This window comes from Pseudomonas sp. M20, assembly GCF_045037865.1.
GTDB lineage: Bacteria > Pseudomonadota > Gammaproteobacteria > Pseudomonadales > Pseudomonadaceae > Aquipseudomonas.
Genome location: NZ_CP173611.1, coordinates 358,493 through 380,190, shown reverse-complemented (window position 1 = coordinate 380,190; position 21,698 = coordinate 358,493). Strand labels below are relative to the sequence as shown.

General features: G+C 58.0%; 23 protein-coding genes. 15 read left to right on the top strand and 8 right to left on the bottom strand.

The window, feature by feature from the left end; translation table 11 throughout:
• Nucleotides 1-28 precede the first annotated feature (28 nt).
• The 8 genes from metG to ACI514_RS01635 all read left to right on the top strand — a co-directional run bounded on the left by metG (nucleotide 29) and on the right by ACI514_RS01635 (nucleotide 7,037).
• Complete coding sequence (gene metG / locus ACI514_RS01670; protein WP_160059236.1) at nucleotides 29-2,080, top strand: methionine--tRNA ligase; 2,052 nt, start codon at nucleotides 29-31, stop codon at nucleotides 2,078-2,080.
• A gap of 114 nt (nucleotides 2,081-2,194) precedes the next feature.
• Nucleotides 2,195-2,764, top strand: a complete 570-nt coding sequence (locus ACI514_RS01665) for an electron transport complex protein RnfA (protein WP_160059237.1) — start codon at nucleotides 2,195-2,197, stop codon at nucleotides 2,762-2,764.
• Entirely contained in the window at nucleotides 2,761-3,969 is a 1,209-nt protein-coding gene (gene rsxB, locus ACI514_RS01660; RefSeq protein ID WP_160059238.1) for an electron transport complex subunit RsxB, read from the top strand. Before ACI514_RS01665 ends, rsxB begins: the two co-directional genes overlap by 4 nt.
• The gene (locus tag ACI514_RS01655; protein ID WP_160059239.1) at nucleotides 3,956-4,939 is read left to right on the top strand and encodes an RnfABCDGE type electron transport complex subunit D; all 984 of its coding nucleotides are present in this window, start codon (nucleotides 3,956-3,958) and stop codon (nucleotides 4,937-4,939) included. The genes rsxB and ACI514_RS01655 overlap by 14 nt, the downstream gene beginning before the upstream one ends.
• Nucleotides 4,936-5,541, top strand: coding sequence for an RnfABCDGE type electron transport complex subunit G (locus ACI514_RS01650; protein ID WP_160059240.1), 606 nt, complete (start codon nucleotides 4,936-4,938; stop codon nucleotides 5,539-5,541). Before ACI514_RS01655 ends, ACI514_RS01650 begins: the two co-directional genes overlap by 4 nt.
• Entirely contained in the window at nucleotides 5,538-6,119 is a 582-nt protein-coding gene (locus ACI514_RS01645; RefSeq protein ID WP_160059241.1) for an Rnf-Nqr domain containing protein, read from the top strand. Before ACI514_RS01650 ends, ACI514_RS01645 begins: the two co-directional genes overlap by 4 nt.
• Nucleotides 6,116-6,754, top strand: a complete 639-nt coding sequence (gene nth, locus ACI514_RS01640; protein ID WP_160059242.1) for an endonuclease III — start codon at nucleotides 6,116-6,118, stop codon at nucleotides 6,752-6,754. Before ACI514_RS01645 ends, nth begins: the two co-directional genes overlap by 4 nt.
• 106 nt (nucleotides 6,755-6,860) lie before the next feature.
• Nucleotides 6,861-7,037, top strand: coding sequence for a PA3496 family putative envelope integrity protein (locus ACI514_RS01635; RefSeq protein ID WP_174244477.1), 177 nt, complete (start codon nucleotides 6,861-6,863; stop codon nucleotides 7,035-7,037).
• 89 nt (nucleotides 7,038-7,126) lie between these two features.
• Here the strand turns inward: ACI514_RS01635 and ACI514_RS01630 are convergent, their stop codons facing one another.
• Nucleotides 7,127-7,753, bottom strand: coding sequence for a response regulator transcription factor (locus tag ACI514_RS01630; protein WP_007916656.1), 627 nt, complete (start codon nucleotides 7,751-7,753; stop codon nucleotides 7,127-7,129).
• 514 nt (nucleotides 7,754-8,267) lie between these two features.
• Here ACI514_RS01630 and ACI514_RS01625 point away from each other — a divergent pair.
• Complete coding sequence (locus tag ACI514_RS01625; RefSeq protein ID WP_160059243.1) at nucleotides 8,268-8,984, top strand: hypothetical protein; 717 nt, start codon at nucleotides 8,268-8,270, stop codon at nucleotides 8,982-8,984.
• Nucleotides 8,985-9,117: 133 nt separating this feature from the next.
• Here ACI514_RS01625 and ACI514_RS01620 read toward each other — a convergent pair whose 3' ends face one another.
• Both ACI514_RS01620 and ACI514_RS01615 read right to left on the bottom strand, forming a co-directional pair.
• Nucleotides 9,118-10,335 (bottom strand): argininosuccinate synthase, encoded by a 1,218-nt coding sequence (locus ACI514_RS01620; RefSeq protein ID WP_405122967.1) that lies wholly within the window; start codon nucleotides 10,333-10,335, stop codon nucleotides 9,118-9,120.
• A 129-nt stretch (nucleotides 10,336-10,464) separates the two neighbouring features.
• Nucleotides 10,465-11,373 (bottom strand): OmpA family protein, encoded by a 909-nt coding sequence (locus ACI514_RS01615; RefSeq protein ID WP_095123258.1) that lies wholly within the window; start codon nucleotides 11,371-11,373, stop codon nucleotides 10,465-10,467.
• Between the two features lie 160 nt (nucleotides 11,374-11,533).
• Between ACI514_RS01615 and pyrC the strand changes: the two genes are divergently transcribed.
• Together pyrC and rnt are read left to right on the top strand one after the other, a co-directional pair.
• Nucleotides 11,534-12,580, top strand: a complete 1,047-nt coding sequence (gene pyrC, locus ACI514_RS01610) for a dihydroorotase (protein ID WP_007916661.1) — start codon at nucleotides 11,534-11,536, stop codon at nucleotides 12,578-12,580.
• On the top strand, nucleotides 12,577-13,254 hold the full coding sequence (rnt, locus tag ACI514_RS01605; RefSeq protein WP_007916667.1) for a ribonuclease T: 678 nt from the start codon (nucleotides 12,577-12,579) through the stop codon (nucleotides 13,252-13,254). The genes pyrC and rnt overlap by 4 nt, the downstream gene beginning before the upstream one ends.
• A 78-nt stretch (nucleotides 13,255-13,332) precedes the next feature.
• Here the strand turns inward: rnt and ACI514_RS01600 are convergent, their stop codons facing one another.
• A complete protein-coding gene (locus tag ACI514_RS01600) occupies nucleotides 13,333-13,935 on the bottom strand; it encodes a peroxiredoxin (protein ID WP_003227723.1) in 603 nt (200 codons plus the stop codon).
• A gap of 314 nt (nucleotides 13,936-14,249) precedes the next feature.
• Between ACI514_RS01600 and ACI514_RS01595 the strand changes: the two genes are divergently transcribed.
• Together ACI514_RS01595 and bfr are read left to right on the top strand one after the other, a co-directional pair.
• Nucleotides 14,250-14,468: a bacterioferritin-associated ferredoxin gene (locus ACI514_RS01595; protein WP_160059245.1), complete on the top strand. Its 219-nt coding sequence runs from the start codon at nucleotides 14,250-14,252 to the stop codon at nucleotides 14,466-14,468.
• 200 nt (nucleotides 14,469-14,668) lie between these two features.
• Nucleotides 14,669-15,142, top strand: coding sequence for a bacterioferritin (bfr, locus tag ACI514_RS01590; protein ID WP_007916671.1), 474 nt, complete (start codon nucleotides 14,669-14,671; stop codon nucleotides 15,140-15,142).
• A 188-nt stretch (nucleotides 15,143-15,330) separates the two neighbouring features.
• Here bfr and grxD read toward each other — a convergent pair whose 3' ends face one another.
• The 3 genes from grxD to ACI514_RS01575 all read right to left on the bottom strand — a co-directional run bounded on the left by grxD (nucleotide 15,331) and on the right by ACI514_RS01575 (nucleotide 18,300).
• The gene (gene grxD, locus ACI514_RS01585; RefSeq protein WP_007916674.1) at nucleotides 15,331-15,672 is read right to left on the bottom strand and encodes a Grx4 family monothiol glutaredoxin; all 342 of its coding nucleotides are present in this window, start codon (nucleotides 15,670-15,672) and stop codon (nucleotides 15,331-15,333) included.
• 97 nt (nucleotides 15,673-15,769) lie between these two features.
• Nucleotides 15,770-17,875 carry a molybdopterin oxidoreductase family protein gene (locus ACI514_RS01580; protein ID WP_160059246.1) on the bottom strand — a complete coding sequence of 702 codons (2,106 nt, stop codon included), beginning with the start codon at nucleotides 17,873-17,875 and terminating at the stop codon, nucleotides 15,770-15,772.
• A gap of 134 nt (nucleotides 17,876-18,009) precedes the next feature.
• Nucleotides 18,010-18,300, bottom strand: a complete 291-nt coding sequence (locus ACI514_RS01575) for a hypothetical protein (protein WP_405122966.1) — start codon at nucleotides 18,298-18,300, stop codon at nucleotides 18,010-18,012.
• Nucleotides 18,301-18,704: 404 nt separating this feature from the next.
• Here ACI514_RS01575 and argF point away from each other — a divergent pair, with 404 nt between their 5' ends.
• Nucleotides 18,705-19,625 carry an ornithine carbamoyltransferase gene (gene argF / locus ACI514_RS01570; protein ID WP_042704963.1) on the top strand — a complete coding sequence of 307 codons (921 nt, stop codon included), beginning with the start codon at nucleotides 18,705-18,707 and terminating at the stop codon, nucleotides 19,623-19,625.
• Complete coding sequence (locus ACI514_RS01565; RefSeq protein WP_160059247.1) at nucleotides 19,622-20,731, top strand: ABC transporter ATP-binding protein; 1,110 nt, start codon at nucleotides 19,622-19,624, stop codon at nucleotides 20,729-20,731. Before argF ends, ACI514_RS01565 begins: the two co-directional genes overlap by 4 nt.
• A gap of 118 nt (nucleotides 20,732-20,849) precedes the next feature.
• On the opposite strand, the gene ACI514_RS01560 is transcribed toward ACI514_RS01565, so the two are convergent.
• Nucleotides 20,850-21,632 carry a PhzF family phenazine biosynthesis protein gene (locus ACI514_RS01560; protein WP_405122965.1) on the bottom strand — a complete coding sequence of 261 codons (783 nt, stop codon included), beginning with the start codon at nucleotides 21,630-21,632 and terminating at the stop codon, nucleotides 20,850-20,852.
• Nucleotides 21,633-21,698 lie beyond the last annotated feature (66 nt).

Here is a 21,698-nt window from a genome sequence, read left to right as displayed (position 1 = left end):
TCCGTTTCATCAAGTAGCGAAGCCCCACATGTCCGAACCACGCAAGATCCTCGTCACCAGCGCCCTGCCCTACGCCAACGGTTCGATTCACCTTGGCCATATGCTGGAATACATCCAGACCGATATGTGGGTGCGCTTCCAGAAGCATCGCGGCAATCAATGCATTTACGTCTGCGCCGACGACGCCCACGGTTCGGCGATCATGCTGCGCGCGGAAAAGGAAGGCATCACCCCGGAACAACTGATCGCCAATGTGCAGGCTGAACACAGCGCCGACTTTGCCGAGTTCCTGGTTGATTTCGACAACTTCCACTCCACTCACGCCGAAGAAAACCGTGAGCTGTCGAGCCAGATCTACATCAAGCTGCGTGACGCCGGGCACATCGCCCAACGCTCGATCACCCAGTATTTCGACCCGGAAAAGAAAATGTTCCTGGCCGACCGCTTCATCAAGGGCACCTGCCCGAAATGCGGCACCGAAGACCAGTACGGCGACAACTGCGAAAAATGCGGCGCGACCTATGCACCAACTGATTTGAAGGATCCGAAATCTGCGATCTCTGGCGCCACTCCGGTGCTCAAGGATTCCCAGCACTTCTTCTTCAAGCTGCCGGACTTCCAGCAAATGCTGCAGACCTGGACCCGCAGCGGCACCCTGCAGGACGCCGTCGCCAACAAGATCGCCGAATGGCTGGACGCAGGCCTGCAACAGTGGGACATCTCCCGCGATGCGCCGTACTTCGGTTTCGAGATCCCGGGCGAGCCGGGCAAGTATTTCTATGTGTGGCTCGACGCGCCAATCGGCTACATGGCCAGCTTCAAGAACCTTTGCGACCGCACGCCGGATCTGGATTTCGACGCGTTCTGGGCCAAGGATTCCACCGCCGAGCTGTACCACTTCATCGGCAAGGACATCGTCAATTTCCACGCACTGTTCTGGCCGGCGATGCTTGAAGGCGCCGGTTACCGCAAGCCGACCGGCATCAACGTACACGGCTACCTGACCGTCAACGGCCAGAAAATGTCCAAGTCGCGCGGCACCTTCATCAAGGCCCGTACGTATCTGGATCACCTGTCGCCGGAATACCTGCGCTACTACTACGCAGCCAAACTGGGCCGTGGCGTCGATGACCTTGACCTGAACCTCGAAGATTTCGTGCAGAAGGTCAACTCCGACCTGGTCGGCAAAGTGGTCAACATCGCCAGCCGTTGCGCCGGTTTCATCCAGAAAGGTAACGGCGGCCTGCTGGTCGACACCAATGCTGCGCCGGAGCTGACTGAGGCTTTCCTCGCCGCAGCGCCAAGCATTGCGGATGCCTATGAAGCTCGCGACTTCGCCCGCGCCATGCGTGAAACCATGGCCCTCGCCGACCGCGCCAACGCCTGGATCGCCGACAAGGCACCGTGGTCGTTGAACAAGCAGGAAGGCAAACAGGATGAAGTCCAGGCGATCTGCGCCACCGCCATCAATCTGTTCCGCCAACTGGTGATCTTCCTCAAGCCGGTGCTGCCGCTGCTGGCCGCCGATGCCGAGGCGTTCCTCAATGTCGCCCCGCTGACCTGGAACGACCACACCACGCTGCTGGCCAACCACCAGCTCAACGAATTCAAACCGTTGATGACCCGCATCGACCCGGTAAAAGTACAAGCCATGAGCGACGCCTCGAAAGAAGACCTCACCGCCAGCCAGACCGACACCGGCGCCGCCGCCCCGGCCGGCAATGGCGAACTGGCCAAGGACCCGCTGTCGCCGGAAATCGACTTCGATGCCTTTGCCGCGATCGACCTGCGCGTCGCACTGATCGTCAAGGCCGAACACGTGGAAGGTGCTGACAAGCTGCTGCGTTTGACCCTCGACATCGGTGACGAGCAACGCAACGTGTTCTCGGGCATCAAGAGCGCATACCCGGACCCGTCCAAGCTCGATGGTCGCCTGACCATGATGATCGCCAACCTCAAGCCACGGAAAATGAAGTTCGGTATCTCCGAAGGCATGGTGATGGCAGCAGGCCCTGGCGGTGAAGAGATCTACCTGCTGAGCCCGGACAGCGGCGCCAAGCCGGGTCAGCGCATCAAGTAACACTCGGCGGCAGACCGATCCCACAGGCGTGCACCGCATGCCTGTGGGATTTTTCATATCTGGCCGGATAATGCCTAACCTTAAGAGACATCCGCCCGTTTCGCTGGCAGAACCATGACCGAACTCGTGCTTACGCTTATCAGTGCTGCGCTGCTCAACAACTTCGTGTTGCACTGGCCGCTGGGCGTCGATCCGCTGCTCGCGGCCAGTCGTCGACAGGTGCATGCGCTGGGGCTGGCGACGTTGTGTCTGATGCTGATCGTTGGCGTTACCAGTTACGCGGTCTGGCATTGGCTGCTGAGGCCGCTGCAACTTGAAGCCCTGCGCCTGTTCGTGTTTCTGCCGTTGAGTGTGTTGCTGATTGCGCCACTGTTGAAGCTGCTGGCGCGCAGGCTGCCGAATCTGCCTTTCGAAGGTTTGTGGCCATTGTTGCTGGGCAATGCCGGCGTGCTCGGGCTGGCACTGATCAATGCGCAAAACGATCGAGGTCTGCTGCAGGCGACCACTTTGAGCCTCGGTGCCGGGCTGGGTTTCTGGCTGGTACTGAGCCTGTTCCAGGATTTGCGTGAACGTACGGCCGACAACGATATTCCCCTGCCCTTTCGTGGCTTGCCGATCGATTTGATCAGCGCCGGATTGATCGCAGTGATTTTTCTCGGATTCAGTGGACTGATCAAAACATGAGTCTGATTCAACGCATCGATGCCCTTCTGCCGCAGACCCAGTGCGGCAAGTGCGGCCATCCCGGATGCAAGCCGTATGCGCAAGGCATCGTCGCAGGCGAGCCGATCAACAAGTGTCCGCCGGGTGGTGACGAAACCATCGCCGCGCTGGCTGAACTGTTGAAAGTACCGGTGCTGGAACTGGACATCAGTCGCGGCGCAGCGCCGGCGCAGGTGGCGTTCATCCGTGAAGCCGAATGCATTGGCTGCACCAAATGCATTCAGGCCTGCCCGATCGACGCGATCGTCGGCGCGGCGAAACTGATGCACACGGTGATCATTGACGAATGCACCGGTTGCGACCTGTGTGTTGCGCCGTGCCCGGTGGATTGCATCGAAATGCATCCATTGCCACCGAGCACGTTGCCGGTGGTTGGCGGTCTGGCATTCAGTCTTGAAGAACAGCGCGCACGGGCGGCCAAACGCGATCACGCGCGTCAACGTTTCGAGCGTCGAAACGAGCGCTTGCAACGCGAAGAACAACAAAAGCAGGCAGAGCGTGAAGCGCGGGCAAAACGGGCGGCGCAACCTGAAGTGACTGCAACCGATCCGGTACAGGCAGCACTGGAACGGGTGCGTGCGCAGAAAGCGGCGACCGCTGATGCGGCGCTGAAGAAAGCCAAGATTGATGTGGCAATGAGCCGTGCGCAACTGCACAAATCGCTGAAGGCCTTCGGCCACCCGCCGACGTTCGAGCAGCAGGCGCAACTGATCGTATTGCAGCAGCAGTTCGAAGCCGCCGAACAAGCTCTGGCGGCCGTTGAAAGCAGCGCTACGCCAGCGCCCGTAGTGCCTGCCCCAGCCAAAGACGCTGATCTGAAACGGGCGAAGATTCAGTTGGCCATGCGCCGCGCTGAACTGAAAAAGGCACAAACCGCCGAAGCGGCGCCCGAGCAGATCGCCGCGCGGGAACAAGCATTGCGCGACGCCGAACAGGCCCTGCACGCCGCCGAAGCCACAAGCGATCAGCCGTTGCCTGACCTGGTGCGCGTCGAAAAACGCCCGATCGACAGCCAGCTTCGCCAGTTGAAAACCGAATTGGCCTACGCCCGCGCGGACCTCAACAAACTCGAACGTCGCGCCGACACGCCCATCGAAACCCTCGACAAGGCCCGCGCCCGCCTGCAAGACGCCGAGCGCCAGGTGCAAGATCATGTCGCCCCTTGAGGCACCGGACGATCGCCTGCCACAGGCGATGAAACTGGTGCTGCTCGCCGCCTTGCCGGGGCTGCTGACGCTGTTCTGGTTGTATGGCTGGGGCGTGTTAATCAATCTGCTGTTGGCGATCGTCACCGCGCTGGTAGTCGAGGCAACTGTCCTCCGACTGCGTCGACAGCCATTGCAGCCGACACTAAGTGACGGCAGTGCGCTGGTCAGCGCGACATTGCTGGCCGCCGCCCTGCCGCCTTATTGCCCGTGGTGGCTGACGGTGACGGCGATTGCCTCGGGTCTGTTGTTTGGCAAGCACTTGTACGGCGGCGTCGGTAGAAATCCATTCAATCCGGCGATGCTCGGGTTTGCCTTGGCCATGGTGATGTTCCCGCAGCCGATGACCCATTGGCCGGCCCATGGCCTGGATCTGACGGCAACGTTTCAACAGGTATTCGGCGCAGGCCAGGCGCCGGACGCCTGGGCGCAAGCTACCGTGCTGGACAGCCTGCGCATCAACAAAAGCCTGACCATGGACGAATTGTTCGCCAGCAATCCGGCGTTCGGTCGCTTTGGCGGCCACGGTGTGGAATGGGTGAATCTGGCGTTTCTCGCCGGCGGGCTGGTTTTGCTGCAGCGCCGGATCTTCGGTTGGCACGCACCAGCAGGCATGCTCGGCAGCCTGTTTGTTGTCAGCCTGCTGTTCTGGAATGGCTCCGGGTCGGACTCTCAGGGTTCGCCGCTGTTCCACCTGCTCAGTGGCGCGACCATGCTGGGCGCGTTCTTCATCATCACTGAACCGGTCTCCGGCGCCAGAACGGCGCTTGCCCGATTGCTGTTTGGCATCGGTGTCGGCTTACTGACTTACCTGATTCGCAGTTGGGGCGGTTACCCGGATGGCGTCGCGTTTGCAGTGCTACTGATGAACCTTTGCGTGCCGGCGCTGGAACGATTTTCCGCGAGTCGTCAGCCACAGGTGAGTTCATGAACCGCACGGCCAGCGCACTGACGTTATTCTTGTGGGCGGTGGTCGGCATTGGTGCGACGTACCTGCTGCAACGCAGCAGCGCACCGCAGATCGCTGCTGAGCAGCGCCTGGTCGACAGTCGCAAACTGCTCGACATGCTTCCCCCTGACAGCTACGACAACCAACCGCTGGAACGGCCAATTACACTGACCGATACCGGTCTGAGCCATAGCACGCTCGCGGCTGGTTACCGTGTAACCAAGAATGGTCAAACCGTTGCAGTGTTGCTGCGTAACCAGACCGAGGGCTACGCCGGTGCCATTGAATTGCTGATTGCTATCGATGCCAACGGCAAGTTGCTCGGCGTGAAAACCCTCAAGCAAAACGAAACCCCGGCACTCGGTGGGCCCATTGGCGACTGGCCGAACCGCTGGCTTCAGGTTTTCAACGGCAAATCACGCGGTGAACCGAATGACGCTGGCTGGGCATTGAAAAAAGATCAGGGGCAGTTCGATCAAATCGCCGGTGCGACCATCACCTCTCGCGCGGCGATCAGCGCTATCCATGATGCCCTGCGCTACTTCGATGAACATCGGGCGGCACTGCTGGGGAGCGGAACATGAACCGCTCGGCAGCCCTTTCGAATGCTTTGATGCTGACACTGCTGCTTGGCACCAGTGACTCCTTGGCAGGCGCACTGGGGGCATTATTGATGTTCGCCAGTGTCGTGGGTCTGTATGGCCCGTGCATGCCTGTTTTACGGTCTCGCCTCACTGGCACAAGCGCATTGCTGGCCAGCCTGCTGCTCGCCGCGACTTTCACCAGTTGTGCAGACCTGTTGGCGCAACGCTGGTTTCTGCCCTGGCAGCAAACATTCGGCCTCTATGCCGGCCTGATAGCCTTGCAATGCGTGGCACTGGAGCACAATGGCTTCTGGCGCTCATCGCTGGTCGAGCGCTTGAAACTCTGCGGCATGTTCGGCGGATTGATGTTGCTGCTCGCCGGGCTGCGTGAACTCATCGGTCACGGTAGTCTCGGCCGGGGGCTGTCCGAAGACTGGCCAGGTCTAGTTGTGTTTAGCGAAGGCCTGCACCTGATCACCTTGATCCCCGGTGCTTTTATTTTGTTGGCGCTGCTGTTGGCGGCGCGCCAGGCGTTGATTCGCCCGAACTCGATATCCAAGGAAACGCATCGCCCATGAATGCCGCAAAACGTCTGGAGATTTTCCGCCGCCTGCACGAAGACAATCCGGAGCCGAAGACCGAACTGGCCTACTCCTCACCGTTCGAGCTGTTGATCGCCGTGATTCTTTCGGCGCAGTCGACTGACGTCGGTGTCAACAAAGCCACGGCGAAGCTGTTTCCGGTCGCCAATACGCCGGCGGCGATCCACGCTTTAGGGGTCGAAGGTCTATCGGAATACATCAAGACGATCGGTCTCTACAACAGCAAGGCCAGGAACGTCATCGAAACCTGCCGCCTGCTGGTCGAACGCCATGGCAGTGTAGTTCCGCAAACCCGTGAAGAGCTCGAATCCTTGCCGGGAGTGGGCCGCAAGACCGCCAACGTCGTACTCAACACGGCATTCCGCCAACTGACCATGGCCGTCGACACCCACATCTTTCGCGTCAGCAACCGCACCGGCATCGCACCGGGCAAAAATGTGGTCGAAGTGGAAAACAAGCTGATGAAATTTGTACCCAAGGAATTCCTGCTCGACTCTCATCACTGGCTGATTCTTCACGGTCGCTACGTGTGTCTGGCCCGCAAGCCACGGTGTGGGAGTTGTCGGATCGAAGACTTGTGCGAGTACAAAGACAAAACTTCTGACGATTGACCGGCTATTGGAATAATTGATAAGTCGATTGAAAAAATCTTTTTTACCCGCTGCAGGAATGTCGATATAAGGAGCGCCAGAGGCATTCTTAGCCGGGAGTTAGCTGATGAGTAGCGACAAAGAGACACTGGATGTAGATGACGATCTCACTGCGGAAACTGATGATGCCGAACCTGTGGTCGAAGTCGCCAAGACCAATCTCAGCAAGCGCCGTACGATCGATAACCTGCTTGAGGAGCGCCGACTGCAAAGGCAATTGGCCGATTACGATTTTGATCTCTGATACTTGAAAGCCTCCCGAACCGGAGGCTTTTCTCTTTGTACGGCTAGCTGAGCTTGATCGGCCCATGACCCCGTCAGCCATCGATAGATTCAGACCAGACCATTGCGCTGCGCCAATTCGATCAGATCAACCAGAGAACGCGCATTGAGCTTCAACAACAAGCGCGTCTTGTAAGTGCTCACGGTTTTGTTGCTCAAAAACATGCCATCTGCAATTTCCTTGTTGGTTTTGCCCCGCGCCAACTGCTGCAGCACCATCATTTCCCGACCGGACAGACGATCCACCATATCGGCTTCACTCGCATTGCCCAGACTTGTACGCACGGTATGCAAAGCCTGATTGGGAAAATAACTGTAGCCGGACAATACGGCCTTGATTGCGCTGAGCAACTCGGTCAAGTCCTGCTGTTTGCACACATAGCCGGCCGCCCCCGACTGCATGCAGCGCATGGAAAAGTGCCCGGGAGCCTGGGAAGTCAGAACCAGTACCTTAATCGGCATGGCCGTTGAAGTCAGGCGTGCGATAACTTCCAGACCATCAAGTTTTGGTATTCCAATGTCCAGAATGACAATATCCGGCATTTGTTCTCGAGCAAGTTGTAATGCATCCACACCGTTATCAGTTTCTGCGATGACTTCGTAGCCATGACGTTCCATCAGCATACGTACCGCAAGACGAATGACAGGGTGATCATCCACGATCAGCACTTTATTCATGGGCAAGTCCAGTTTCGCTGTTCGAATTTTTAGAACACGCACAATAGCCCAGTCACTTGCTCTATGGCATGCCAGTGTTAACACGCACTTGCATCGAGAGACATGCCCTACATCCATCGCGGATTAATCCTACAAAAAACCTCCGTCCATCTAAACATCCGACACCGCAGACTCTTTCGCCGGAGGCAAAAATTCTCTTTTCAACCTGTTACAGACTACGATCACCGGTGCAAAACCCACACCTCGCCGCTGCAGCTCATTGCGCCCGAACGGCGCTGGCGCCCGGGCCTATGTGCGCGCCTGAAAAATATCGGAATATCGGAATATCGGAAACACAAAGCAACAGCGGTGGCACCGGCACTATAACGCTGGGAAAAACATAAACACTTGAAACAAGATATTTATACCAAGCACTATACTTTTGCTATAAAAACAAACACTGAATCCAAACTATCTATGCCCAACCAATACGAACTTATTAACCATGAGAAAGACCAGGCAAAAGAGTACAAACATGCTAAAAATAAAAAAAAAGATCAGCAACCCAATGACCGTCATTGCCATATTTGCGGCCATCTCTGAAACATCAGCCGCTGTATCTCTGCCTTTCCTTGACAACAAGGACAGGGAAATCTATGTGTGGTTCCTGATCAGCTTTCCATTTTACTTGCTATTTCTTTTCTTTATTACCTTGAATTTCAACTACCGCTCCCTCTATTCACCTTCCGATTTCGGTAAAGACAAGAACTTCCTGAAGGTAATCGATACCAATGATCGCGAGAACAAACGACACACCTCGACGCAAGAACCTGGCACACCAGGTACATTCGGGTTCTCCAGTTGTATAGTGCCGAGCGAAACTGGCACTGTCGAATGCAAAGACTCGTGCAAAGTACACAACGCACCTGACCCGCCTGCGGACAGCAACGTAAAACCGAGCCTGATTGTTCAGCACAACATTCAGTTGCCCGCATCGATCAGTAATTTGCATCTCATAGATGCCAGAGATGTCGATGCATCGAGAGAGTTAGCCACAATGGTGGAAAATATCCGCAACCTGGACAGGAAAACGGCCCGTGTGGTCGTCTTTCTTTCCAATCATGTGTCGGATGTTTTACTGACGCAAAATGCACTACTGCAAATAAGGCACATAAAGAAAGGCTCTGGCAACACACTGTGCATTGTTTATAACCTGTGCTCACAAGCGGTGACACTACTGGGGCGGGCCTGAAGGAGGAGTCATTGCCCCACGCGCGAAACCCTGAACATGACTCGAACAGAAACAACCAAAGAATTTACGTAAAAAGGGCGGCGTTGTCTCGATGACAAGGCCGCCCTTTTCATTGCGCGTCAGTCTGTAACACTCAGAACAGCTTGCGGCCCTTGTTGGCAGCAATGCGCATGCGCAGCGCGTTGAGCTTGATGAAGCCCGCCGCGTCGGCCTGGTTGTAAGCACCGCCATCTTCTTCGAAGGTCGCGATGTTGGCGTCGAACAGCGAATCGTCGGACTTGCGGCCAGTGACGATCACGTTGCCTTTGTACAGCTTCAGGCGAACGACACCGTTCACGTTAACCTGGGAAGCATCGATCATCTGTTGCAGCATTAGACGCTCAGGGCTCCACCAGTAACCGGTGTAGATCAGGCTGGCATATTTCGGCATCAGCTCGTCTTTGAGGTGAGCGACTTCGCGGTCCAGGGTGATCGATTCGATGGCGCGGTGAGCGCGCAGCATGATGGTGCCGCCCGGGGTTTCATAGCAGCCACGGGACTTCATGCCGACGTAACGGTTTTCGACGATGTCGAGACGGCCGATACCATGAGCACCACCGATCTTGTTCAGCGTTGCCAGCACGGTGGCCGGAGTCATTTCGACGCCGTCCAGTGCAACGATGTCGCCGTTGCGGTAGGTCAGTTCCAGGTATTGCGCTTTATCAGGAGCGTTCTCCGGGGAGACGGTCCATTTCCACATGTCTTCTTCGTGCTCGGTCCAGGTATCTTCCAGCACGCCGCCTTCATAGGAGATGTGCAGCAGGTTGGCGTCCATCGAGTACGGGGACTTCTTCTTGCCGTGACGCTCGATCGGGATCGCGTGCTTCTCGGCGTAGTCCATCAGCTTCTCGCGGGACAGCAGGTCCCACTCACGCCATGGCGCAATGACTTTTACGCCAGGCTTGAGTGCGTAGGCACCCAGTTCGAAGCGCACCTGGTCGTTGCCCTTGCCGGTAGCGCCATGGGAAATGGCGTCAGCGCCGGTTTCGTTGGCGATTTCGATCAGACGTTTGGCGATCAGCGGACGTGCGATGGAAGTACCCAGCAGGTACTCGCCTTCGTAAACGGTGTTGGCGCGGAACATCGGGAACACGAAATCACGCACGAACTCTTCGCGCAGATCGTCGATGTAGATTTCTTTGACGCCCATGGCCTGAGCCTTGGCGCGGGCCGGCTCGACCTCTTCGCCTTGACCGAGATCAGCGGTGAAGGTCACCACTTCACAGTTATAAGTATCCTGCAGCCACTTGAGGATCACCGAAGTGTCCAGGCCGCCGGAATACGCCAGAACGACCTTGTTTACGTCCGCCATGCCATCACTCCACGGGGTTCTACGGAAAGCCGAGGAGTCTACCGCTCAAACGCGATAATTTACAGAGGCGCGACAGCTTAAGACGACAAAGCGACAGAATCTGTCGACAGCGCGACGATGACCGGCGGGTCAGGAAGTCGCTGCAGTGCTGGCTGGGGTGCTCGCCTGAGGCGCTGGAGCGGTGGTTGGCGCCACGCGTGCAAGCTTCACCGCAACCCGACGGTTCTTCGCCCGGTTGGCCGCATTGGTGTTCGGAACCAATGGGTATTGTTCACCGTGGAAACGTACTGTGATCTGCGATTCGGCGATGCCATTGGCCTTGAAGAAGTCGACCACTGCCAGCGCTCGGCGGCGCGACAGTTCACGGTTGGTCAGACGATTACCGCTGTTGTCGGAATGGCCATCGAGCTCGATGTGATTGACCGTCGGATCGGCCTTCATGAATTCGAGCATCACTTGCAGCTTGGCCTTGGCGGCGGCATCGAGGTCAACGCCCTCGCCGGGGAAGCCGATCTGCGATTGCTTGATCTGGTCGAAATTCTGCGGCAGCAATTTCGCTACACAGGTCTGATAGTCGTTAAACGCCTTGCTGAATTTCACCGGCAATAAACGCACTTCCGAGACACGGCCATCGCCAGACGCTCGACGTACAACCGGGCTGCGCCCGTCCAGCAGACCGCTGATCAGGCCACCGGCCTGGGATTGCGAACTGCTGAACAGCACGTTGCCACTGCCGAGCCGGACGTTGCCCAGATTGATGTCACCACGACCCGGCTGCCACGGTGCCGCCGCCGCCAGCAACGTCGCCGAACCACCGCCAAGCATGGCGTTGTAGGCATTCAGACGGAAGATCGCCTGTTCGCCGGCCTTGCGCACGAACTCACCAGAGCCGAAATCAGTGATCGGTTGGGTCAGACGACATTCGAACTTGTCGCCGGCAACCGTCCACTCAATGTTCTCCAGACGGGTCTGGTACGTGAGCGCCATCGCGGGAAGGCTGGCAAACACACTGAGCAAGGCTAAATAACGCTGGCGCACGGGAGGCTCCATTGGCTTCTGAAACACAAAGACCGATTCACACTATGTTTACGGCATACCTACGGGATATCGGAAGGTTCCCGCAAAACTTGATAGCGAGTGCCTGCAAGAGTCTTTTCCGGTAGCATTCGCCTCAGTTTGACCCGCCTGGAATCCCCTCATGTCCGACCGCCTGACCCTGCTGCGTCCCGACGACTGGCACATTCATCTTCGCGATGGTGCCGTGTTGACCAATACTGTTGCCGATGTTGCGCGCACTTTTGGCCGCGCGATCATCATGCCCAACCTGGTACCTCCGGTGCGCAACGCCGCTGAAGCCGACGGCTATCGCCAGCGGATTCTCGCTGCCCGCCCGGCCGGCAGTCGCTTTGAGCCGCTGATGGTGCTGTACCTCACCGACCGCACCCAGCCCGAAGAAATTCGTGAAGCCAAGGCCAGTGGTTTTGTCTACGCCGCCAAGCTGTACCCGGCCGGCGCGACCACCAACTCCGACTCCGGCGTGACCAGCATCGACAAGATTCTGCCGGCGATCGAAGCCATGGCCGAAGTCGGCATGCCGCTGCTGATCCACGGTGAAGTCACCCGTGGCGACGTCGATGTGTTCGACCGCGAAAAGATTTTCATCGATGAGCACATGCGTCGAGTCGTCGAGCGCTTCCCGACGCTGAAAGTGGTGTTCGAACACATCACCACCGGCGACGCCGTGCAGTTCGTCAACGAGGCTTCGGCCAACGTCGGCGCGACCATCACTGCGCATCACCTGCTGTACAACCGCAACCACATGTTGGTTGGCGGGATTCGGCCGCATTTCTACTGCCTGCCGATTCTCAAGCGCAATACACATCAGGAAGCCCTGCTCGACGCCGCCACCAGTGGCAGCGCCAAGTTCTTCCTCGGCACCGATTCGGCGCCACATGCGCAGCACGCCAAAGAAGCCGCTTGCGGTTGCGCCGGCTGCTACACCGCGTACGCCGCCATCGAGATGTATGCCGAAGCCTTCGAACAGCGGAACGCGCTGGACAAGCTCGAAGCCTTCGCCAGCCTCAACGGCCCGCGTTTCTACGGCCTGCCGGCGAACACCGACCGCATCACCCTGGTTCGTGAAGAATGGACCGCCCCGACCAGCCTGCCTTTCGGCGAGCTGACCGTTATCCCGCTGCGCGCCGGTGAAAAACTGCGCTGGCGCCTGCTGGAGGAACACGCGTGAGTGAAGACCATTTCGACGACGAACTGGACGGTCAAAGTGGTGGTGGCGGTTCCCGTCACCCGATGGCAGCACGCTTTCGCGGCTACCTGCCGGTTGTCGTCGACGTAGAAACCGGCGGCTTCAACTCGGCCACCGATGCGTTGCTGGAGATTGCCGCGACCACCATCGCCATGGATGAAAAGGGTTTCGTTTACCCGGATCACACCTACTTCTTCCGCGTTGAGCCATTCGAAGGCGCCAACATCGAAGCAGCGGCGCTGGAGTTCACCGGGATCAAGCTCGATCACCCGCTGCGCATGGCCGTCAGCGAAGAAACCGCACTGACCGACATCTTCCGTGGCATCCGCAAGGCGCTGAAGGCCAACGGCTGCAAGCGCGCGATTCTGGTCGGCCACAACAGCAGCTTCGACCTCGGCTTCCTGAACGCGGCGGTCGCACGTCTGGACATGAAGCGCAACCCGTTCCACCCGTTCTCCAGCTTTGACACCGCTACGCTGGCCGGTCTTGCCTACGGTCAAACCGTACTGGCAAAAGCCTGCCAAGCCGCCGACATCGATTTCGACGGCCGTGAAGCGCACTCGGCGCGTTACGACACCGAAAAAACCGCTGAGCTGTTCTGCGGCATCGTCAATCGCTGGAAACAGATGGGTGGCTGGGAAGATTTCGACGACTGATTGATGGTCGTCGGATAAATCCCGCGCATAAAAAAACCGGCTCAATGAGCCGGTTTTTTTGTACCTCGACGTTGCGCCTTACAGGGCAGCAGCGTTCTCGGTCAGGTAAGCCGCAACGCCTTCTGGCGAAGCGTTCATGCCTTTGTCGCCTTTTTTCCAGTTGGCAGGGCAGACTTCGCCGTGCTCTTCGTGGAATTGCAGAGCGTCGACCAGACGGATCAGCTCTTCCATGTTACGGCCCAGTGGCAGGTCGTTGATGATCTGCGAGCGAACAACGCCTTTGTCGTCGATCAGGAACGCGCCACGGAAAGCCACGCCGCCTTCGGATTCAACGTCGTAGGCTTTGGCGATGTCGTGCTTCATGTCGGCAGCCATGGTGTATTTCACCTGGCCGATGCCGCCATTGTTCACTGGGGTGTTGCGCCATGCGTTGTGAGTGAAGTGCGAGTCGATCGACACAGCGATCACTTCAACGTTGCGTGCCTTGAAGTCGGCCATGCGGTTGTCCAGAGCGATCAGCTCGGACGGGCAGACGAAGGTGAAGTCCAGTGGGTAGAAGAACACCAGGCCGTATTTGCCTTTGATGGCCGAGGACAGGGTGAAGCTGTCAACGATCTCGCCATTGCCGAGTACGGCCGGGACGGTGAAGTCAGGGGCTTGTTTGCCTACGAGTACGCTCATTGATATCTCCTGGTGTAAAAACTTGAAGTTCAGGGTCCGCGCCAGCCTGCCACCCTCAGGCGACAGCCCTGTGACACGAACCCCCTTCGCAAGGGCCGACCATCATACACTGCGAATTTGGCCTGTCCTTAACGGTTTTTCAAAGCAGACGCATAACGGTGCTGCATTTACGGGGCCAGGCAAATCGCCAGCAAATACCGTTCGTCAGTGATGGCTGTGAATCAGCAGAAGCGTTCCGAAAGCACTTTGACAATCATTCTCGTTAACATTAAGATCCATCGCAATTGAGTCACAACCAGCGACGGTTCTCACTTATGTATGTTTGTCTCTGCACTGGCGTCACCGACGGACAGATCCGCGAAGCGATCTATGAAGGTTGCTGCAGCTATAAAGAAGTCCGCCAGGCCACCGGCGTCGCCAGCCAATGCGGCAAATGTGCCTGCCTTGCCAAGGAAGTGGTCCGCGAAACCCTGACCAAGCTGCAAACGTCCCAGGCTGCGATCCCCTATCCCGTAGAATTTACTGCCGCGTAATACCCCCTATTTCAAAGAACCGGACTTATTTCCGGTTTTTTTATGCCTGAAAATCAATTGCTTAGCGTCCAGACGCGGAACACAAACATTCTTATTCCGATTAATTTTCATATATTATTCAATAACTTAGGTTTGACACTTATAAGTACGAAGCTCAAACTCTGCCGTATATACAGCGAATACAGGGCAGGACTCCGATCATGAAAGGCGACATTACAGTCATCCAGCATCTCAACAAGATCCTTGCCAATGAGCTGGTCGCGATCAATCAGTACTTCCTGCATGCGCGCATGTATGAAGATTGGGGTCTGAACAAGCTCGGCAAGCACGAATACAAAGAATCCATCGACGAGATGAAACACGCGGACAAGCTGATCAAGCGCATCCTGTTCCTCGAAGGCCTGCCGAACGTGCAGGATCTGGGCAAGCTGCACATCGGCGAGCACACCAAGGAAATGCTTGAGTGCGACCTGCGTATCGAGAAGACCGGCCACGCTGACCTGAAGACCGCGATCGCGCATTGCGAAACCGTCGGTGACTTCGGTAGCCGTGAACTGCTTGAAGACATTCTCGAATCCGAAGAAGAACATATCGACTGGCTGGAAACCCAACTGGGCCTGATCGATAAAGTAGGTCTTGAGAACTATCTGCAATCGCAGATGGGCGAAGAGTAAGCGCTGCCGCCGGCTGCGATCGCTTCAGATTGCACCGGCAACTTGCAGTAACTTTTCGAACGCACTAAAAAGCCCCGCCCTCTTTCGAGTGGCGGGGCTTTTTATTGGCTGAAGATCAGAAGATCGCAGCCTCGTTTCACTCGACAGCTCCTACACAAGCAGGAAGTGTCGGGTGAGACCCAGCCTTATCAGGCTTCGGACTTGTTCGCCGCTGCCGCTTCAACAGCCGACTTGATGGTGGTTTGCAACGAACCATCTGCAGCCATCTCGGTCATGATGTCGCTACCGCCGACCAGCTCACCGCCAACCCACAGTTGCGGGAAAGTCGGCCAGTTGGCGTACTTAGGCAGGTTGGCGCGGATTTCCGGGTTCTGCAGGATGTCCACGTACGCAAACTTTTCGCCACACGCCATCACAGCCTGTGCAGCTTTCGCGGAAAAGCCACACTGTGGGGCATTCGGCGAGCCTTTCATGTAAAGCAGAATGGTGTTGTTGGCAATCTGCTCTTTAATCGTTTCGATGATATCCATGGAGCACCTCGGCTGAACTTTCCGACTCATGGGTCGGCACGGTGACGCATTGTAACGGAATCCCGAGCGCCATGCTCGGTCTCCCCGACAGTCACGTTCAGGCCGCTGCCACCGTGACTGGCACGCCATTAAGCGCCGCGTTACCCGACAACTCATCAAGCTGGCATTCATCGGTCAGGTCATTGGCACTCGATCCGGGCTGGCCACTGGCAATCGCCATTTTCACACCTGGGCGCGCATGGCCCCAGCCGTGCGGCAAACTGACCACGCCTTTCATCATGTCCAGACTGCCGAGCACTTCCACCTCGATCTGGCCGACCCGCGAACTGACACGCACAAGCTGACCATCGTTGAGCCCACGACTGGCGAGATCATCCGGGTGCATCAGCAACTGATGACGCGGCTTGCCCTTCACCAGACGGTGATAGTTGTGCATCCACGAATTGTTGCTGCGTACGTGGCGACGGCCAATCATCAACAGTTCATCGACGGCCGGCGCCTGCAAGGCAGCGAAACGTGCAAGGTCAGCGAGAATCTCTGGCGGAGCGGCCTGCACGCGCTGATTCGGCGTTTTCAAGCGCGACGCCAGATTCGCTTTCAGCGCACCCAGATCAATCCCGTGCGGATGATCGAACAACGTCGCCAGTGACAGCTTTTGCTCAGACGCGTCGCCGTACATCCCCATACGCAGGCCCATGTCGATCATCTTCGCCGGTGGCATGGTCGGCTTCAGCTCTTTACCGGTTTTCTCGGCGAATGCCTTGGCCAGGCCGACGAAGATCTCCCAGTCATGTAAAGCGCCCTCTGGCTTGGCGAGGATCGCGCGGTTGAAGCGGGTGACGTTACGCACCGCGAACAGATTGAACGTCGTGTCGTAGTGATCGTTTTCCAGCGCCGAGGTCGACGGCAGAATCAGGTCGGCATAGCGCGTGGTTTCGTTGATGTAGAGATCGATGCTGACCATGAACTCCAGACCGTCCAGCGCCTGCTCCAGTTGCCGCCCGTTCGGCGTCGACAACACCGGGTTGCCAGCGACGGTGATCAGCGCACGAATCTGGCCCTCGCCTTCGGTAAGCATCTCTTCGGCCAGCGCCGAGACCGGTAACTCGCCGCCATACTCGGGACGCCCGGAAACGCGACTCTGCCATTTGTTGAAATGCCCGCCAGAAGTCGACGCCACCAGATCCACCGCAGGTTCGGTGCACAGTGCGCCGCCGACGCGATCAAGATTACCGGTGACCAGGTTGATCAATTGCACCACCCAGTGGCACAGGGTGCCGAAGGCTTGGGTCGAGACGCCCATCCGTCCGTAACACACCGCACTCGGCGCTGCGGCGAAGTCGCGGGCCAGTTGGCGGATCTGCTCAGCAGGCACGGCGCACAGCGGGCTCATGGCTTCAGCAGTGAAACCTGCGACGGCTGCACGCACTTCGTCCATACCATCAACCGGCAGATGACTGTCGCGGGTCAGGCCTTCACTGAACAGCGTGTTGAGCACGCCAAACAACAACGCCGCATCGCCGCCCGGGCGCACAAACAAGTGCTGATCAGCCATGGCCGCCGTCTCGCTGCGCCGTGGATCGACCACAACGACTTTACCGCCGCGCGCCTGGATTGCCTTTAAACGTTTCTCAACATCCGGCACGGTCATAATGCTGCCGTTGGACGCCAGCGGATTGCCGCCGAGGATCAGCATGAAATCGGTGTGATCGATGTCCGGAATCGGCAGCAACAAGCCGTGGCCGTACATCAAATAGCTGCTCAGGTGATGCGGCAACTGATCGACCGACGTCGCGGAGAAGCGATTACGCGTCTTCAACAACCCAAGGAAATAGTTGCTGTGGGTCATCAACCCGTAATTGTGCACGCTCGGGTTGCCCTGATAGACCGCCACTGCATTCTGCCCATGACGCTCCTGAATTGCAGCCAGTTTCTCGGCCACCAGCGTAAACGCCTCGTCCCACTCGATCGGCAGCCACTCACTGCCCACCCGGCGCATCGGCTGACGCAGACGATCCGGATCGTTCTGGATATCTTGCAGCGCCACGGCTTTGGGGCAGATATGGCCACGGCTGAAGGTGTCGAGCGAATCGCCTTTGATCGAGGTGATCGCGACGTTGCCGTCGGTTTCGGTGGTCTCTATGGTCAGACCACAAATGGCTTCACACAGGTGGCAGGCACGGTGATGGAGAGTCTTGGTCATGGCCAGTCTCTGTCTTGTTCTGGGCGGGTAATCACGCCCGCGGGAACAAAACTATGGCCCCGGGGCCGTTCAGGCGCCAGCGACGTTCGTCTTGTGAATCGACGCCTATCAGGTGAGCCGATAAACCGCCATGATCAGTTCGACGGCAACTGCGGCGGCGCGGTCAGCTGAATTTCCTGGATGGTTTCGATCTGCTCGTGGGCGACGTGCACGCCGGTGAGTTCGCCGATCAATCGCCAGTGTTCGTCGAGGCCGGCGCTGATGGTCGCCATGCGATCGATCATATGGCGACCGGCGCTCTTCACCACTTCGTCTTCGCTGCGCAGCAGTTCGAAAGACATTGAGGTGACCGACGCGGTGAGATGAGTCAGTGAGCGAGCCGTGTGGCCCAGCAATTCCATTAACAGTTTTTCTTTCGATTCCATGCGGAGGCTTCCTGCGTCGCTCGAAACTTATTTATAACCCAGCACTTTGCTTTAGCAAATGTTTCAGCCAGAGCATCCGACCAAATGATGGCATGGCGCCACGGTCGTAAACCGACCCAAGCGATACAATCCCCGCCACGCCGCATTGCCAAGCCCTGCGAGGCCAGTGTACAAAGAGTCTCGCGGCGCCTCTGAACCAGGCTGAAAATACGCGACTGCAACATCCAGTGCACCCTTCGATTCCCGCAAAAACCGTAGCCTATTGGAAAAACGCGACATTTAGTGTCAATATCGCGCCTCCCCCTATTTCGTCGCCCCGTGCGGCTTACGCCGCAGGTCTCGCCCGTTGTTCAGTTAAACAAGGCTTTGAGCATCTGCGGTTTGTAGCAAAAAGGTAGTCAATGATGAGCGCAAGGCACTTTCTCTCCCTGATGGATTGCACGCCCGAAGAGCTGGTCAGCGTGATCCGTCGAGGCGTTGAGCTCAAGGACCTGCGTAACCGCGGCGTACTGTTCGAGCCTCTGAAAAACCGCGTGCTGGGCATGATCTTCGAGAAATCCTCGACCCGCACCCGGATCTCGTTCGAGGCCGGCATGATCCAGCTCGGCGGCCAGGCGATCTTCCTGTCGCCGCGCGACACTCAACTGGGCCGTGGCGAGCCGATCGGCGACTGCGCCATCGTCATGTCGAGCATGCTCGATGCGGTGATGATCCGTACCTTTGCCCACAGCACCTTGACCGAATTCGCCGCCAACTCGCGCGTACCAGTGATCAACGGCCTGTCCGATGACCTGCATCCGTGTCAGTTGCTGGCCGACATGCAGACGTTCCTTGAGCATCGTGGCTCGATCCAGGGCAAAACCGTGGCCTGGATCGGCGACGGCAACAACATGTGCAACAGCTATATAGAAGCGGCGATCCAGTTCGACTTCCAGTTGCGCGTCGCCTGCCCGGAAGGCTACGAACCAAATCCTGAGTTCGTCGCCAAGGCCGGCGATCGCGTGACCATCGTTCGCGATCCGGCCGACGCCGTGCGCGGCGCGCACCTGGTGAGCACCGATGTCTGGACTTCGATGGGTCAGGAAGAGGAAACTGCCAAGCGCCTCAAGCTGTTCGCGCCGTTCCAGGTCAACCGTGCCCTGCTCGACCTCGCTGCCGAGGACGTGCTGTTCATGCATTGCCTGCCAGCGCACCGTGGCGAAGAAATCAGTCTCGACCTGCTTGATGACCCGCGCTCCGTCGCCTGGGATCAGGCAGAAAACCGTCTCCACGCACAGAAGGCCCTGCTCGAGTTCCTCGTCGAACCGGCATATCACCACGCATGAGCCATGAATTACTGCTGAACCTGCGCAACCTCGCTTGCGGTTATCAAGATCAACGTGTGGTGCAGAACCTCAATCTGCACCTCAACGCCGGCGACATCGGCTGCCTGCTCGGCTCGTCCGGCTGCGGAAAGACCACCACCCTGCGCGCCATCGCCGGTTTCGAACCGGTGCACGAAGGTGAGATCACCCTCGGTGGCGAAACCATTTCCAGCGCCGGTTTCACCCTGGCGCCGGAGAAACGCCGGATCGGCATGGTGTTCCAGGATTACGCGCTGTTCCCGCACCTGAGCGTCGCCGACAACATCGCCTTCGGTATTCGCAAGCATCCGAACAAGGAGCGCGTCACCGAAGAGCTGCTCGAACTGGTCAACCTGAAGAACCTTGGAAAGCGCTTCCCGCACGAGTTGTCCGGCGGCCAGCAACAGCGCGTCGCCCTCGCCCGAGCCTTGGCGCCGGAACCGCAACTGCTGCTGCTCGATGAGCCGTTCTCCAACCTCGATGGCGAACTGCGGCGCAAGCTCAGCCATGAAGTGCGCGACATCCTCAAGGCTCGTGGCACCAGTGCGATTCTGGTGACTCACGACCAGGAAGAAGCCTTTGCCGTCAGCGACCACGTTGGCGTGTTCAAGGAAGGTCGACTGGAACAGTGGGATACGCCGTACAACCTCTATCACGAGCCGGCAACGCCTTACGTGGCCAGCTTCATCGGTCAGGGTTACTTTATTCGCGGCCAGCTCGGCAGCCCGGAATCGGTGCAGACCGAACTGGGTGAGTTGCGCGGCAATCGCGCTTATACATGGCCGATTGGCGGCGCGGTGGATGTGCTGTTGCGTCCGGATGACATTGTGTATGCGCCGGACAGTGCGCTGAAAGCGCGGATTGTCGGCAAGACGTTCCTTGGCGCGTCGACGCTGTATCGTCTGCAATTGCCGACGGGCGCGCAGCTGGAATCGATCTTCCCAAGCCATGCGGATCATCAGGTTGGCGCGGAAGTGGGAATTCGTGTTGCCGCCGAACACCTGGTGTTGTTCCAGGCATCGGGCAGCACCGCCGCACAAATCCCGGCTGCGGAAAACGGCGTCCGCCGCTACAGCACCGCCCTCTGATCTGCTCTGGATCAAAACTGTGGGAGCGAGCCTGCTCGCGAATGCAATGTATCAGTCACAGATGATTTGACTGACCGACCGTATTCGCGAGCAGGCTCGCTCCCACAGTGTTTTTGGGCTAGTCCAACAACAATGTACCGCTCGCAACCAGCGTCGCATTGCCGCCAATCTTCACCCGTTCGCCCTCTAGCCGACAGAACAGCTCCCCACCCCGCGCCGAACGCTGACAGGCGGTCAGGCTCGACTTACCCAGTCGCTTCGACCAATACGGAATCAGGCTGCAATGCGTCGACCCGGTCACCGGATCCTCATTGATGCCGATCGCCGGTGCGAAATAGCGCGAGACGAAGTCGTGCTGATTACCCCGCGCCGTGACGATCGCGCCCAGCCACGGCAGCTTGGCGAGTGCAACCATGTCCGGTTTGCAATCAAGCACCGCCTGCTCCGATTCCAACACCACAAACAATTCGTTGGAGCCGAGCACATCAACGGCTTCAACGCCCAATGCGCGTTCGACATCCAGCGTCACACCAATCTCTGACGGCACAATCGAAGGGAAATCCAGCCACAAGCGGCCATCTTCACGGCTGACGCTCAATGGCCCGGACTTGCTGGTGAAGTCGATACGCTCGGCGGTTTCTTTGTAGATCTCGAACAGCACATAAGCACTGGCCAGCGTAGCATGCCCGCACAACGGCACTTCAGTGGTCGGGGTGAACCAACGAATGTGCCACGCCTGACCTTCGCGGACCAGAAACGCGGTTTCCGCCAGATTGTGTTCCGCTGCGATGTTTTGCATCAGCTCATCCGCAAGCCATGCATCCAACCGGTAAATCATCGCGGGATTGCCACTGAACGGCCGATCACTGAACGCGTCGACGTGATGAAACTCGAGCTGCATAACCTTCTCCCTAAGTCAGTCGCCAGAGCATGCAACCACGATGCGCTCGGCGCCAGTGACAGAACC